Genomic DNA, 15,628 nt, shown 5'->3' with positions numbered 1-15,628 from the left:
GCTCGGCGCCAATTGACAATCGATATCAGGCAAGACGTGCGCGTTATGCGGCGGGAGTCGGGCGACCTCGGAGCGCCGATCTGGCCGATTCATCGGCTGCGGCGGACCCGACGACGCGTTTCATCCTGTCGCGACATCCTGCTGTTACGGGGCTTTAACGATCCTTCGCCAGGATCGTTGCAATCGGCCGCCCGGCCGATCGCGATCAGGCCATCCACGTGGTTCCACGCTGTTTGTCTCGTCGCGTTCGCCGGGGGGAGATGATAAGGGTCAGGCGGGACCCGCTCCCACGAAGGAACCGATAGTGCCCCAGGGGCGAGAGGTCAGTGCGCTGCTCCGCGAAGCGAGCGAACGGCTCGGCGCCGCCCGGTCGATCGCCGCGGTGGTCGAGGCGCTGCGGCTGACCGCGCGCGACGCGCTCGACGCCGAGGGGATCGCGGTCGCGCTCAAGGACGGCGACCAATGCTATTACGTCGCCGAGGATGCGATCGGGCCGCTGTGGCGCGGCAATCGCTATGCCGCCGACAGCTGCATCTCGGGCTGGGTGATGCGCCATCGCCAGACGACGGTGATCGCCGACGTGCGCACCGATCCGCGCGTGCCGCAGGACGCCTATCGCGCCACCTTCGTGCGCAGCCTGATCATGGCGCCGATCGGCACGCCCGAGCCGGTCGCCGCGCTCGGCGCCTATTGGTCCGATCCCGGCGACCATGGCCCCGAGGTGATCGACCGGTTGCAGATGCTCGCGCAGCTCGCCGGCACCGCGATCGAGAATGCGCGGCTGATCCACGCGATGGAGGAAAGCGAACGGCTGCGCACGCTGACGCTCGACGCCGGGCGGATGGGCACCTGGGCGCTCGATGCGCTCGGCCACCGGCTCGAGACGTCGGAGACGTGCCGGGTGACGTTCGGCCGCGATCCCGCCGCGCCCTTCACCTACGAGGATTTCGAGGCCGCGGTCGCGCCGGAGGATCGCGACCGGGTGCGCGCGGCGATCGAGGCCAGCCTGGCGCAGGGGCGCGACTATCACGTCGAATATCGCATCACCACGCCCGTCGGCGACCAGCGCTGGATCGAGGCGCGCGGCCGCCCGGCGCTGCTGCTGGGCGGCGGGGTCGAGGGCATGGCCGGCGTCACCATCGACATCACCGAGCGCAAGGTGATGGAAGAGGCGCTGCGCCGCGCGGCGAGCTCGCTCGAACAGCGGGTGGAGGAGCGGACCCGCGAACTGGTCGAGACGCAGGAGGCGCTCAAGCAATCGCAGAAGCTGGAAGCGATGGGATCGCTGACGGGCGGCGTCGCGCACGATTTCAACAATCTGCTGACCCCGATCATCGGCAGCCTCGACATGCTCCACCGCCGCCAGATCGGTGGGGAGCGCGAACAGCGGCTGATCGCGGGCGCGTTGCAGTCGGCGGACCGGGCCCGCACGCTGGTGCAGCGGCTGCTCGCCTTCGCGCGCCGGCAACCTTTGCGCCCCGAGCCGGTCGCGCCGTCGGCGCTGATCCATGGCATGGCGGACCTGATCGGCACGACGCTGGGGCCGCAGATCCGGTTGCAGCTCGATATCGCTCCGGCGCTGCCGCATGCGATCGCCGATCCGCAGCAGATCGAGATGGCGCTGCTCAATCTGGCGGTCAACGCGCGCGATGCGATGCCGGGAGGCGGCCGGCTGACCGTGTCGGCGCAGCACGGGGAGAATCCGGCCGCGGCGGGGCTGGCGCCGGGGGCCTATGTCGTCATCCGCGTCACCGACACCGGCACCGGGATGGACGCCGACACGCGCCGGCGCGCGGTCGAGCCGTTCTTCTCGACCAAGGGCGTCGGCCGCGGCACCGGGCTCGGCCTGTCGATGGCGCACGGTCTGGCGTTGCAGCTCGGCGGCCGCCTGACGATCGACAGCAGCGTCGGCGAAGGCACGTCGGTGGCGCTCTGGCTGCCCGCCGGCGCGGCAGCCGCGGCGGTGCGCCCGGCGCCGGGCGTCGCCGCGGCCGCGGTCGCCGGCACCGTGCTGCTCGTCGACGATGAGGATCTGGTGCGGGCATCGACCGCCGACATGCTCGTCGATCTCGGCTTCGCGGTGATCGAGGCGCGTTCGGGGAGCGAGGCGCTCGCCCGGCTGGACGAGGCCGGCGTAATCGACCTGCTCGTCACCGATCATCTGATGCCCGGCATGACCGGGGTCGAGCTGGCGCGCGAGATCGTCGCGCGGCGGCCGGGCCTGCCCGTCCTCGTCGTCTCGGGCTATTCGGATGCGGTCGGTCTCGCGGCCGATCTGCCGCGGCTCGAAAAGCCGTTCCGCCAGGCCGATCTGCTCGCCGCGCTGACCGGAGTGCTGGCCGGGCCGGCGCCGATCGACCGCCAGCTCGCCCATTCCTGAGCGGAGCCTTTACCTTTCGTTAGGGAATAAGCGTCAGTGATCCTGACGCTCGGTGCCCCCCAAGGCCGGGTAAATGCCTCGCCCGACGCCGTCCAGGCGCGGCGAGGCGTTTCATGGCGGGGTCGCGACCGCCGGCGGTCGCCCGCCACACATATTTAAGACATTGTTTCTAATACAAATCCCAATGAAACCGCGCGCGAACGACGTCGAAAACGCCCGGCTGGATGCCCTCGCCCAGCTCAAGTTGCTGGACACACCGCCGAGCGAAAGCTTCGATCGCATCACCCGCATGGCGAGCCAGATCTTCGGCCTGCCGGTGGCCGCCGTGTCGCTGACCGATCGCGACCGGCAATGGTTCAAGTCGCGCGTCGGTATCGATCATTGCAGCATTCCGCGCGACAAGGCGCCGTGCGCGGCGGTCGCGGAATCGACCGTGCCGCTGGTCGTCGAGGATCTGCTGGCCGACCCTCATTATGCCGACAGCGTGCTGGCGCGCGCGGGTACGCGATTCTACGCCGGCGCGCCGCTGATCACCAGCGACGGCTATGGCCTGGGCGCGCTGTGCGTCCTTGGCACCGTGCCGCGGCAGGTCTCGCCGGCCGAGCTGGCCGGGCTGGTCGATCTCGCCGCGATGGTGATGGCGCAGATCGAGTTGCAGCATGCCTTCGGACGGATCGATCCGATCAGCGGCCTGCCGACGCGCAACCAGTTCCGCGACGATCTGACCGATCTCGCGCGCGACCGTGGCGGCGAGCCGCGCTTTGCGGTGGTGGTCGATCTCGCGCGCGACGACCAGATCAGCCGGATCACGCGCGTGATGGGCGGCACGCGCGTCGACGAGCTGATCCGCGAAGCGGCGCGCTCGCTCGCCCGGATGCTCGGGCCGAGCCGGACCGTCTATCACGTCGGAGCGGCGCAATTCGCCTTCCTGTCGCCGCCCGACACCGAACAGGCGGCCTATCTCGACGTGCTGCAATCGGGGTTCGCGCTGATCCGCCGATCGTCCTCGGCACGCTTCGTCACCAGCGTCGCGATCGGCGTGCGGCCCTTCGTCCTCGGCGACGTGCTGCCCGACGACGTGCTGCGCGGCGCGGCGAGCGCCGCGCAGGATGCGCGCCGCGCCGACGGATCGATCGCGCTCTACTCCGCCGCCAACGACACCGCCCACCAGCGCCAATATCGTCTGTTGCGCGATTTCGGCGCGGCGCTGGAGGCGGGCGATCAGTTGCGGCTGGTCTATCAGCCGCGGCTCGACATGGCGAGCGGCCGCTGCCTCGGCGCCGAGGCGCTGCTGCGCTGGCGGCATCCGCAGCTCGGCGAGATCTCGCCGGCCGAATTCATCCCGATCATCGAACAGACCTCGCTGGCGCGGCCGACGACGCAATGGGTGCTCGATGCGGCGATGGACCAATTGGCGCATTGGGACCATGCGGCGATCGCGCAGACGCTGTCGGTCAACATCTCCGCCGCCAATCTGACCGAGGCCGACTTCGTCGCGCGCGTCCAGCGCGGCCTCGCGCAGCGTGGCCTGCGTCCCGACCGGCTCGAGATCGAGCTCACCGAAAGCGCGATCATGGCGCAACCCGATCAGGCGCTCGCCATGCTGCGCGAACTGGCCGCGGCGGGCATCTGCCTGGCGATCGACGATTTTGGCACCGGGCACAGCAGCCTCGCCTATCTGCAGCGGCTGCCGGCGCGCGTGCTCAAGATCGACCAGGCCTTCATCCGCAACCTGACCGGCGCGCAAGGACCCGATTTCGTGCTGGTCGAGACGATGATCGGCCTCGCCAAGAAGCTCGGCTATCACGTCGTCGCCGAGGGGATCGAGACCGAAGCCGCGGCGACGGTGCTCACCCGGCTCGGCTGCGACGAGGCGCAGGGCTTCTGGTTCGCGCGGCCGATGGAAGCGGACGACTTCGCCACGTGGCTGGCGGACCATCGCGACCGGCAGGTCGTCGGCAGTCAGGCGGCCGCTTCCTCGCAAATACCGTTACACTAACGGAACAATCCTGCTTTAACGGCATTTTCCAAGCGGTTAGCTGGAAGTCCTTATGCCGCACGTCTTGATCATCGAGGATTCCTATCTGTTCGGTCAGTTCGTGTGCGATGCCGCGATCCTCGCGGGTGCACGCACCGTCGAGGTGGCGGAGACGGAGGCCGAGGCCGAACAGGCGGCGACGCGTCGCGTGCCGGCGTTGATCGTCGCCGACGTCCGGCTGCGCCGTGGCACCGGCGTCGCCGCGGTGCGGCGGATCACCGGCGCGGGCGGTCCCATCCCCGTCCTCTATGTCACCGGCCATCCCGAGGGCTGTCACGGCTGCCCGTCCGCAGGCGCGGTGATCCAGAAGCCGGTGTCGCACGACCGGCTGCGCGATACGATCCAGCGCTTCATCACGCGACCCGTCCGGTCAATCACCCACTGACGGACATCGCTCCGGCCGGTGGGATCAGAAGGACAGTTGCGCGCGACCGACCAGCCGGTCGCCGGCGTGGCGTGCATCGGCGAAGCGGGTGCTGGCGTCCGCCTGCGCGACATCGGTACCGAGATAGTCGATGCCGAAGGTCAGCCGGTCGCGGCGATGCTCGACGCCGAGCCGCCAGTCGACATAGCTGCCGCCCGGCCGCAGCCGGTCCGCGCGGGCGGGATCGGTGACGCTGCCCGAGGAACGGCCGAGCCCAGCCAGCAGGGTGAACGGCGTGCCGGGGATGCCGGCGTTGGCGTCCGCGCGGACATGCACGTTGCTGCCGCCGATCGCATCCTGCGACGGCGCGACCGCGACGCCGAGCGTCGCGTAGATCGGGCCATAGCCATAGCCTGCGGTGGTGCCGAACTCGACATAGTCCATCCGGCCGCGCGCACCGGCGAACAGATGCCCGGTCGCGGTGGCGTCGAGCCGGATCGCGCCGAGGTCCCAGCCGGTGCCGGCGGTCAGGTCGACGACGGCCTCGGCGCCGGCATGGCGCGGACTGTCGCGCAGCGTCACCGCGCGCACCGACGCGTCGAGCGCGCCGCGCGAGCCACGCAGCTCGCCGGCGACCGCGGCGCGGCCGCCGCTCCAGCTCAGTCCGCGCCGCACCTCGTCGCTCGTCACTTCCGCGCTCGCGGTCACGCCGGCGGAGGGCACGTCCTGCGCCGCGGCGGGGGCCGCCGCGGCGAGGGTCAGCAGCACTGCCCGCATGCGCATCATCCGGTGCGTTCCGCCCCGTGCAACCGGTCGAGTTCGGCCCGCAAGGCGGCATGATCCTCTTCGGCGACCGTCACCAGATGGCGCTGCATGTCGCCGGCGCGGCTGGCGACCTCCTCGCTGATCGCGGACCGGTTGGTGATGCACCAGCCCGGCCGGGTGCCGGCGATCGCGGGCGTATCGGCGATATGGCGGGTCATGCTGGAGCCGCCGGTGCCGGTCGCGTGGCGGGCGACGGTCATCTTCGCAGTCCAGTCGCAGCGCAGCGTCGCGCTGCGACCGCCGCCCGGCGCGGTGCCGACCTGCTTGTGGTGGATCGCGACATCGCCACGATAGGTGACGGCGACGCGGCCGCTATGGTGATCGAGCTGCGTGCGATGATCCACGGTCATGCCGAGCGTGGCGCCGGCAGCGCCGAGCGCCAGACCGGCGAGCAGCATATAGGCCATCATGTCTCTCCTTGCGGCATCCCGGCCTGTCCCGGCCGGTGATGCGGATGTTGTGGGACCATGGTCCTACAATCCGGGCAAGGGGCCTCGGGTTGCGGCGCCGGCGCCTCGCAACAAAATGTAAGACGGGCGCAGCATCGGCAGCGGCGGTCGGCCGTCGTCGGTGCACCGCGGCATCGGATCTGCGCACGCCTCGACCTGCATGATTGCGCGATTGGTCGCCATACGTTCGCCTCTCCCAGGTCTACGCCAGCCATCCGGACGAGAGGTCGGAAAAGCACGGAAACAGACGGCGGGAAGTTCCTGTTTTTTGCACACCCTACACGGCGGGCCGTGGCGTCAAGTGTCTGGAAAAATGCAGAAAACTGCCGTTGAGACGAGTCCTAAGGTTCCTTAAGATGGTGCAATTACGGGGCTAAAATCTTGTAGCAACAAGATAAGTGAGCTTAAGGAACCTTAAGGTGGCTTGATCGAGCGACGAGATTTGTAAGCCGGCCGGGAGGCTCTTCCGCGATAGGCAGATCATCTCCTGACAGCCGTCACTGGGTCGGCTCACCCGGCGGAGCGGTCGCCATCGTCGCGATCGGCGCGTTGCCGTTCGTCCAGCGTCGCGAAGATCGCCGCCTGATCGAGGTGCGCGCGCCGGCGCGCCGTGCTCGGCGAACGGGCGGCCAGATCCAGTTCGGTTTGCGCCAATTGCGCATAGTCGATCGGCGCGGACGGGTCGGACAATCACGGGCTCCTTCGCGGTCGCAGCATGCGAGTGGCAAGCTACGAACAAACTTGCCGAATGATGCAACCGCAGCCGTCCCGCGGGATGAAATGGTGCGGACGCCGGCCCAAAGGACCGGCGTTCGCCGGGTCAGAAGCGCAGGCGGACGCCCGTCGCGATGCTCTCGCGATGGTCCTCGCGGCCGGTCTGCGCCTCGACGGTCGAGAACAGCTCGATGCCGTCGTTGAGGCGATAGCCGACCCCCGCCGAGACGGTGCCGACCAGCGGCGCACGCTGCGCCCCGAAGGCTTCGAGGACCAGCGGTGCACCGGCATAGCCGCCGAACGCCTCGGGCTTGCGGCCCTGCAGCTGCGCGCGCAGGCCGAAACCGACATAGGGGCGGAAGGCGGCGTCCGACGTGTCGGCGCGGGCGAAGCCGGCACCGGCATCGGCGAAGGTCGCCGCGTGGCGGTTCTGCGCGACGGTCAGCGCGAACGCGCCGCCCTGTTCGACGACGCGATCGCGGGTCGTGCGGATCGCGGTGATGCCGATCCTGGGCGTCACCGCCCATTCCCCGCCGACCGCGACCGCATAGCCCGCCGACAGGTCGCTGACCCAATTGTGCAGGCGATAGTCGCTGGTCGCGGTGAGCGCATTGGGCAGCGCGCGCGCGGTATGCGCATCGCCGCCCTCGTAGAGCAGCGACGCGGACAGCCGGATCGACCCCTCCGCATAACGGGCGTGCAGGCCGGCGACGAAGCCGTCGGTGCGTGTCCGCGCGTCGAGCGCGGCGAGCCGCTGGCGGCTGTCGAGATAGCCGGCGAACACGCCGACCGACCAGTCGCGGTCGCCGACGCCGATCCCGCCGAGGAAGCCATAGCCGCTGCTGCGCGCCTCGGCGGTGCCCGCCGCGCGGTCGCCGCCCAGCGTGTGCCACTGGCCGATGCCCTGCGCGAAGGTGAAGGCGCCGACCTCCTCGCGCCGGGTGGTGGCGAAGCCGGGGCCGCGCGCGACGTCGCCGAGACTCAGCGCTTGGTCGATGCCCAATTGCGTCGCCGCGGCATAAGGCTCCGGCGTCAGCCGCGCGAAGGCCGGGGCGTTCGACGCGCCGCTCGCGGTGAGCAGCGACGGCACCGCGTCGAACAGCGCGCTGGTCGACGGCTGCACCTGCAATGCGGCGTTGAGATAGGCGATGCTGCGCGACGCCTGCGCGCCGGCTGCCGGATTGTCGAGGAACTGGCCGAGCAGCTGGATCCGGTCGGCACGCTGGATCAGGAAGCCGAACACGCTGTTCGGCTTGTCGACCGTCGTATAGCTGCCGGTGATGCCGCCGCTTGCGGTGATCAGATCGTAGGAGGTGCCCGGGCGCAGCGTGCCCTGCGGGACGATGCGCAGCGTCGCCCCCGGCGCGATCGCGACGGCGCCGTTGACGATCAGCTTGTCCGAGACGGTCGGGGTGAGCTCGAACAGCGACACCGAGCCGGCGGCCAGCGCGACGTTGCCGTTGACCGTCATCGTTCCCGGCGAGGCGCCGGGGCTGAGCGTGCCGGCGATCGCGACATTGCCGGTGACAATGCCCGCCGACCCGAAGGTCGCATTCGACCCGACGGCGATCTGGCTGGCGCTGATCGTCGATCCGCCCTGCCCGACCAGCCGCCCGCCTGACAGCGTCACCGCACCGAGCGCGGCATCGCCGTAGATCCGGGCGAAGCCGCCGGTCATGCCGAACGCCTCGACGCTGGCGACGCGCGAGAAGACGACCGGCGCCGCCTCGCTGCCGCCCGAGACCTGGACGGTGTCGGTGCCCGCGCCGCCCTGCACCGCGCCGTTGAAGCCGCCGGCGATGGCGAGGCGGCGCCCGCCCGCACCGAGCGTGACGGTCTGCGTGGTGAGCGATCCGTTGGCGGCGACCGCCAGATCGGTGTTGGCGACGACGCGGTCGTAGCGCTGCGCTCCGGTCAGCGTCAGCGTGCCCTTGCCCTCGCTCGCCAGTATCTCGAAGTTGCGCAGCGTATTGCCGTCGAGCGTCTGGTTGTCGGCGATCTCGACGGTCGCAGTGTCGGTGCCGGCGCCGCCCGAGACGGTGCCGCGCAACGTGCTGCCCGCGACGAGGCGGAAGCTGTCGTTACCCGCGCCGAGGTCGATCGTGCCGGCGAGCGTGCCGCCTTTGGCGAGCGTCACCGCATTGCCGCCGTCGCCGAAGGCCAGCGCGGCGTCGCGCGTGCCGAGCGTCCCGGTGATCGTCAGCGCCTTGCCGTCGAGCGCGACGCGCTCGAACCCGGTCGCGGTGCCGGCAAGCGTGACCGGGCCGCTGCCGGTGAAGTGCAGCAGGTCGGTGCCCGCTCCGCCGTCGTAGACGCCGCTGGCGCGCGCCGTGCCGAGCGCGAGTTCGTCGTTGCCGCCGCCCAACGACACCGCGGCGATGTCGCCGTCGCTCGTCAGCGTTTCGGCCGTGTCCGACCCGATGACGCGGCCGATGGTGAAGCCGTTGAGCGCGACGTTCAGCCCGGCGCCGGTGAGCACGACCGACTGGAAGTTCTGGTCGAGTTTCAGCCCCAGCGTGCCGCTGCCCTCGACCGACAGCCGTTCGAAGTTGCTGCGTTGGCCGATCCCGGTCCGGTCGCCGGCGAGCTGGACGGTGTAGAGGTCGTCGCCCTCACCGCCATCGACCCCGCCGACGACGCGGCTGCCCGGACCTTCGACGAAGCTGTCGTTGCCCGCGCCGAGCAGCACCGCGCCGTTGATCGTGCCGGTGTTGACGACGCGGTCGTCGCCTGCGCCGAGATCGACCGTGCCGGCGATCGTGCCGGCGTTGGTCACCGTCTCCGCGCCATTGCCGCCGGTGATCGTCACCGGACCGGTACTGGCCAGCGTCTGGCCCGCCGCGACGTTCACCGTCGAGTCGGAGAGGCCGATCGTCTCAAGCTTGAAATTGCCCGCATAGCTCACCTTGCCGCTGCCGGTCTGAGTGAAGCGCTCGAAATTGACGAACTGGTCGCCGTTGATCGTGCCGTCGACGTTCGCCTCGACGATCAGGCTGTCGCTACCCTCGCCGCCATCGACGGTGCCGTTGAGCACCGCATCGATCCGCTGCAGGAAGGTGTCGTCGCCCGCGCCGAGGAAGACGTTGCCGTCGATCCGCCCGCGGTTCTCGATCCGGTCGTCGCCGGCGCCGAGGCCGATCGAGCCGATGATCGTGCCGGTGTTGACGATCCGGTTGGCGGCACTTCCCACCGTCTGGATCGCGCCGGCGAGCGATGTCGAAGCGATGTCCTGCACGAACTCGTCGTCGGCAGCTAGGACGGTGCCGGTGCCACCGCGGATCGTGCCGCTGTTGGTAAGGTCGAGCTTGCCGTTGGCAAACAGCGCGACGGCGTTGGTGCCGGTCGCCTGGATGATGCCGCTGTTGACGATCGTCCCGGTGGCGCTGCCGGCGTCGATCGCCAGCGCGATTGCGGGCGTATCGTAGACGTGGGTCTTGCCGTTCCAGTCGGTGTAGGTTTCAGACTGGCCGGCGCCGGTCGCCTGGATCGTGCCGCTGTTGGTGATCGCATAGGTCGAACCGGTGGCGGCGTTTGGCAGATACAGCGAAACGCCGACCCCGGACGAACCAGAGGCAGTGATGGTGCCGTTGTCGCCGTTGGTCAGAGTGATGGCGACCGGCCCGTTTGCTGCGGATGTGGTCGATCCGTCCACCGTCTGCAGGTAATCAGGGTCGCTGACTCCGATCGACAGCGCTTCGTAACGGGTCGACGTGATCGTACCGCCGTTCGTGATCGTGATCGGTGCCGGCGTGTCTTGTTGTGCGAACGTCGCCCATACGTCCAAGCCGCCGCTGATCGTGCCGCTGTTGGTTGCCGAAACGCCGGTCAACGCCGTGCCTCGCAGGCTCACTCCGGTATAAGTGCCCCCATTGATCGTGCCGCTGTTATCGAATGCCAGCGCTGTCTTGTCTCCCCATTGCCAGATGGTATCCGCCTCCAGCGCGGCGCTCCCGATCGTGCCGCTGTTGCTGAACGACTGGATTTCGCCTCCCACACCACCCAGGATCGTGCCGTGGTTGACCAGCGCCGTCAGCTTGCCGCTTTGGCCCAATCCGGTGATCGAGACGGGCAGATAGGTTCGCACCGCGCCGTCGATCGCGGCTTCGTTGACGATCGTGCCGTCGCCCTGGAGGTAGACGGTGTCGGCGAAGTTTTTCGCCGCGGTCAGCGTGACGCGGGTGTCGGCGCCGAGCGCCTCGACATAGGTCGACTGGAAATTGATCCCGCCGCGCGTGTCGAGCGCGACCGTGTCGCTCGCCTTGCGCGAGAAGCCCCAGACATTGAAGCCCCCGCCCCCGTCGATCGTCCCGGTGACGCCGGTGGTCGTGCCGGTCTGCACGAAGACGTCATTAGCCGACCCGAACGTCAGATTGCCGGTTAGCGTACCGCCATCGGCGACATAGGCGGCATTGCCATAGCCATAACCCGATGTCGCGATATTGCCGATGATCGTCCCGCGATTGACGATCAGCCCACCGTCCGACAGGTCGATCGCGGTCGCCGCCTTGATCGTTCCTGCCGCTTCGTTGGTCACGACGCTGCCGCTGCCGCCCAGGGTCACCGCACTGGCCTGGCGGCTCTCGAGCAGGCCGCTGTTGGTGATCGTGGCCGAGCGATAATAGCCGATCTGCGCGGCGACGCCGTCGACGCGGATCGTGCCGCTGTTGTTCAGCGTGGCGAAGCCGCTGACGCCGGTCGCCTTCGATCCGGGCGTGTCGGTAATGGTGCCGCTGTTGGTGACGGTCTTGCCGCCCAGGATCGCGACCGCCGGATAATAATGGCCGCCGTTATCGGTGACCGAGATCGTGCCGCTGTTGGTGACGTCGGCCGTATCCGCATTGATCGCGGCAAGCGGCGGGTAATAATAATTTTGCTTGGTGGCGGTCAGCGCCAGCGTGCCGGCGTTGATGATCGTCAGCTTGCGGTCGGGCCCGGTGCCTGCACCGGTCAGCTGATCGGTCGTCCGGATTGAGGCATCGATCAGGTTGCGGTCGGTGATCGAGAGCGAGCCGTTCAGCGTCACCGCGCCGTCGCCGACCAGACCGATCGTCGTGGTGAGCGGGGTGGCGGCGGTCAGCGCCAGCTTGGCGCCGTTGCTCACCTCATAGGCGAGCGCCTCGAACCCGTTCGACAGGGCCAGCGCGGCACTCGCATCCGCCTTGACCCGGTAGCGAAGCGTGTCCCAGCCGGCACCGGCATCGACGCCGCCCGCAGCGCCCGCCAGCGGGCGCGATGCGTCGCTGGTCAGATCGACGACCATTTGGTCGTCGCCGCCACCCAGCCGGATCGCTCCCGAAACCGTGCCGCCATCGTCGACGAACACGTCGTCGCTCGAATCATAGAGGGAGGACGAGGCAAGATTGACCGTTCCGGTGATCTTGCCGGCATTGGCGATCACCACCCCCGAACCGCTGCTGCCGATTGCTGCAGTGCCGCCGGTGATCGTCCCCGTCGCGCCGTTGATCAGCGTCGCATAGCCGATCTTCACGCCCGTCGTGTCGCCGGAGATCGTGCCGCTGTTGACCAGGCGTCCGCTGGACAGCACCAGACCGGTGTCGCCGGCGATCGTGCCGCTGTTGGTCGAGGCGATCGAGTAACCGGATATGATGGCGCCCGTCGCCGAACTGGAGCGGATCGTGCCGCTGTTGGCGAGGCTGCCGGCCGACGCGCCCGAACCGCCGTTGGCGGTGATCGTGCCGCTGTTGGTCAGCGTCGCCCCCGTCGTCACGGCATAGGTGTTCGCATCCGTCAGCGTCGCGGCGACCGAACCCTGATTGGTGACGCTCGCGCCGCCGTAGAAGATGCTAGTCACCGCCGGTCCGGTGGTGACGAGTGCTGCCTTATTGAGCAGCGTGCCGTAGCCGCTGAGCTGGATCGCGGTGCCGGTGGTGAAGTCCGCCGCCAGCGTCGCCACCGCATTCTTGTCGAAGTCGATGCCGAGACGCTGGAAATTGGTCGGCAGCACCGTCTTGCCGAACGTCGTGTCACCGTCGACGGCGATGGTGATCGTATTGGTACCGCCGCCCCCATCGATCGCGCCGGTGATCGAACCGATCTTGCCCGTCTTCGCATCATATCGAGCGCGCAACGTATCGTCGCCGGCGCCCAGCGTGAGATCGCCGTTGATCGTGCCGACGCGGGTGTCGATGGTACTGGCGGTGCCCGCCGCGGCGGTCGAGATCACCGCGCCGTTGATCGTGCCGGCATTGGTCAGCGACAGCGCGCCGGTGGTGCGGATCGCGGTGGCACCGCCACCGATCGTCGCGCCGGCGGCATTGGTCACGTTGATGGAACCGGTGCCGTTGATCGTCGTCGACTGGCCGCTCGACACGATCCGTCCGGTGTTGGCGACACCCATGCCCGACGTCGAGGAGGCAAGCGCGCCGTTGCTGCCGCCGTCGATGACGCCGGCGTTGGTGACATAGGACACTGCACCGATGATCCCGCCGATCGTGCCGGTCTTGGCGTTGTCGACCGACAGCGAACTGAAGCTCGTCTGGTCGGCGACCACTGCGAGCCCTGCCGTACCGGTGATCGTGCCGGCATTGATGAGGCGGGCGGAGATATAGCCCTTGGTGTTGCTCGCCTCGCGCTGGATCAGGATGCCCTGCGCGCCCGTCACCGTCGCACCGGCAAGCACCGTTATGGTGGCGCTGGCCGGGGAATAGCTCGTCTGCGTGCTGCCGGTCGGCGGGCAGACGTAATTGAGCGAGGCGCCGGCATAGGGATCGCACGGCCCGGTGACGACATAGGTGTTCGGCGGCTCGGTGGTGACGAACAGCCCCGGCTTGTCGGTGCCGCCATCGACGCGGCCGCTGATCTGGAACGTGGCGCCGGTCGATCGCGACAGGATCGCCGCAGCCGCATTGCCCGGGCGCACGGTCGCATTGGCCGCGACGACGACCGTGGTGTCCGTCGTGGCGACGGTCAGGCCGTCGGTGTCGGTGCCGGTGCACGTCGTCGTGCCCTTGGCGGTCGTCGGATCAGGCGAACATTGTGCAAATGCCGGTCCCGCAACCAATAATGCCCCGAGCATGGCACTCGTCTGCAGCGCGCGCACACGAACCCGCCGGCCCTGCGGCATGCTATTTCCCACCTTCATATGACCCCCGTCATCCGATACCGAGTTCCGGTACCTAACGGAGAAGCAATGGACGAAGAGGAAACATTGTGTCAACTTCAGACTCTAAAATTGATCCTTTGGCTTGCCGAACAGAAACTTGCCAAAACCGACATAACTTGCCGTGTCCTGTCATGAATATGCCGCGCTTCAGGCGGTGCTGTTAACCATGAAGGGCTCGCCGCCATGGTGGCGGGAGTCGGTTCACAGTCGTCATCGGCCATACCCGAACCACGAAAACGTTCCCGTAGCATCCGGCCTCGAAAAAAACCGCGCCGCGGTACGGACGTTCGTGCAGCGCCCGGACACCCCGCCATCGCCCTACTTTCACCGTCCCGGCGGCCATCGCCGCGGTACCGCGCATCGCCCCGTTTTGAGACGCGATAGACCCGTGATGGCTGGTAAAACCCGTGTGTTTGGATAAGGATAGCCCAAGCAAGGTGAGGCGTTTGCGTGCTGAGATTTCTCTGCCGGCACGGCATCCACCGATGGCAGCACAAGCCTGCCACGGCGAGGGTCGGGACGACGATTTCGAGATGTTGTCGCTGCAATGCGGTGCGGGTGACCCATGCCAAAAAAACAAAAGATCCGTCTACCCCTTGAACCTCTTTCCCAAATTGGTACGTTAACCTCCTAAGGCGAAAACGCTGGGAGAGGTTCTGATGCGTATTTTCAATTACCCCGAAGCCGAGCGTCACCCCTTTGGGGCGCATGGCATCCTGATCGCGCTGCCGATCGCCGCCGCGCTCTGGGCGGGCATCATCGCGACCGTATTCTGATCTGACGCCGCGGCGTGGCCGGGTAGGCCATGCCGCGGTCCGGCGTGCCGTCGGGCGCGCCGGCGCCGGCCGCGTTTCCGCGGTTCCGGATTCCATCCTATGATGGATCCATGAAGATAGGCAGCGCCTCGCCGGCGGTTTCCGCCAATCCGCAGCAGTTCGGCATCGCGCCGATCGCGCCGGTCCAGGACGTGTCGGTGAGCGACGGCACGGTGGATGCCGGCGCCCCCGATCCCAACCGCATCGATCCGCAACAGCCCCATCCCGTGCATCGCCCGGATGCGCACAAGGTTTCGGGGGCGAGCGAGACGCTGGAAACGCTGCGCGCGGTGAAGCGCGACGCGGAGATCGCGCGCGCGCATGCCAGCCAGAAACTGCAGGACCTCAAGGCGCAGCTGCATCTGGTCGAGATGATGCACACCGGCGATCCCACCCGGCACGGACAGGCGGTGGCGCAGATCGCGCGCGAACTGGCCGCCTCGGTGCAGGCGTTCATCAGCGTCGGCGGCACGCCGATCGATCTCAGCGCGATCGACATCGATCCGGTCAGGGACACCGCCCCGCCGAAGGCGGTCAGCCCGACCGATCCGGCGGTGCTGGTCGCGGCGGCCGCGGTCGCCGCCACCCGCGGCGACGTGCAGCATGCCGCCGTAATCCAGGCCGCGACCGCGCAGCGCGACACCGAGGCCGCCGATCTGACCAGCGCCGTCACCAAGGTGAGCGATGTGACCAGCGTCGCGGTCACCGTCGGCGAGGATCCCGACGCCGCCTTCGCCCGCGATGCGCGCGCGCTGGCCCGCGATCTCAAGGCGAGCGTGCGGCGCCGCCACGAGCAGGACGGCGACGACGGCGATGCGGCGGCCGACGACGTCGATCGCGCACTAGGGCTCAGACTCATTCACAGCCAGAACGCGAGAGCTGTTGCGAGCGCCACGCCTGAGAGGAAGTTGGCGGCAAGC

General features: G+C 68.6%; 8 protein-coding genes. 4 read left to right on the top strand and 4 right to left on the bottom strand.

All coding sequences use genetic code 11. The features are described from left to right. Positions 1-304: 304 nt before the first annotated feature. The 3 genes from AC07UH_RS17745 (at position 305) to AC07UH_RS17735 (ending at position 4,803) form a co-directional block, all read left to right on the top strand. Positions 305-2,380: an ATP-binding protein gene (locus tag AC07UH_RS17745; RefSeq protein ID WP_495181341.1), complete on the top strand. Its 2,076-nt coding sequence runs from the start codon at positions 305-307 to the stop codon at positions 2,378-2,380. A 184-nt stretch (positions 2,381-2,564) separates the two neighbouring features. Continuing rightward, complete coding sequence (locus tag AC07UH_RS17740; protein ID WP_495181340.1) at positions 2,565-4,379, top strand: putative bifunctional diguanylate cyclase/phosphodiesterase; 1,815 nt, start codon at positions 2,565-2,567, stop codon at positions 4,377-4,379. Positions 4,380-4,431: 52 nt separating this feature from the next. After that, entirely contained in the window at positions 4,432-4,803 is a 372-nt protein-coding gene (locus tag AC07UH_RS17735) for a response regulator (protein WP_495181339.1), read from the top strand. A gap of 24 nt (positions 4,804-4,827) precedes the next feature. Here AC07UH_RS17735 and AC07UH_RS17730 read toward each other — a convergent pair whose 3' ends face one another. From AC07UH_RS17730 to AC07UH_RS17715, 4 genes are all read right to left on the bottom strand, one after another. Beyond that, the gene (locus tag AC07UH_RS17730) at positions 4,828-5,559 is read right to left on the bottom strand and encodes a TorF family putative porin (protein ID WP_495181338.1); all 732 of its coding nucleotides are present in this window, start codon (positions 5,557-5,559) and stop codon (positions 4,828-4,830) included. A 5-nt stretch (positions 5,560-5,564) separates the two neighbouring features. Continuing rightward, positions 5,565-6,014: a hypothetical protein gene (locus AC07UH_RS17725; protein ID WP_495189999.1), complete on the bottom strand. Its 450-nt coding sequence runs from the start codon at positions 6,012-6,014 to the stop codon at positions 5,565-5,567. 552 nt (positions 6,015-6,566) lie between these two features. Next, positions 6,567-6,746 carry a hypothetical protein gene (locus AC07UH_RS17720; RefSeq protein ID WP_495181336.1) on the bottom strand — a complete coding sequence of 60 codons (180 nt, stop codon included), beginning with the start codon at positions 6,744-6,746 and terminating at the stop codon, positions 6,567-6,569. Between the two features lie 130 nt (positions 6,747-6,876). Next, the gene (locus tag AC07UH_RS17715) at positions 6,877-13,806 is read right to left on the bottom strand and encodes an autotransporter outer membrane beta-barrel domain-containing protein (protein ID WP_495189998.1); all 6,930 of its coding nucleotides are present in this window, start codon (positions 13,804-13,806) and stop codon (positions 6,877-6,879) included. Between the two features lie 973 nt (positions 13,807-14,779). On the opposite strand from AC07UH_RS17715, the gene AC07UH_RS17710 reads away from it, so the two are divergent. Continuing rightward, positions 14,780-15,628, top strand: an 849-nt coding sequence (locus AC07UH_RS17710) for a hypothetical protein (protein ID WP_495193959.1), incomplete at its 3' end; no start/stop codon positions are given.

This window comes from Sphingomonas sp. GW821-FHT04B01 (assembly GCF_059420425.1).
This window is presented reverse-complemented; position numbering and strand designations above follow the sequence as displayed.

Coding starts and splice junctions, on each gene's coding strand:
- AC07UH_RS17735 (WP_495181339.1), top strand. CDS start 4,432: ATGCCGCACGTCTTGATCATCGAGGATTCCTATCTGTTCGGTCAGTTC.
- AC07UH_RS17715 (WP_495189998.1), bottom strand. CDS start 13,806: ATGCTCGGGGCATTATTGGTTGCGGGACCGGCATTTGCACAATGTTCG.
- AC07UH_RS17740 (WP_495181340.1), top strand. CDS start 2,565: ATGAAACCGCGCGCGAACGACGTCGAAAACGCCCGGCTGGATGCCCTC.
- AC07UH_RS17725 (WP_495189999.1), bottom strand. CDS start 6,014: ATGGCCTATATGCTGCTCGCCGGTCTGGCGCTCGGCGCTGCCGGCGCC.
- AC07UH_RS17730 (WP_495181338.1), bottom strand. CDS start 5,559: ATGCGGGCAGTGCTGCTGACCCTCGCCGCGGCGGCCCCCGCCGCGGCG.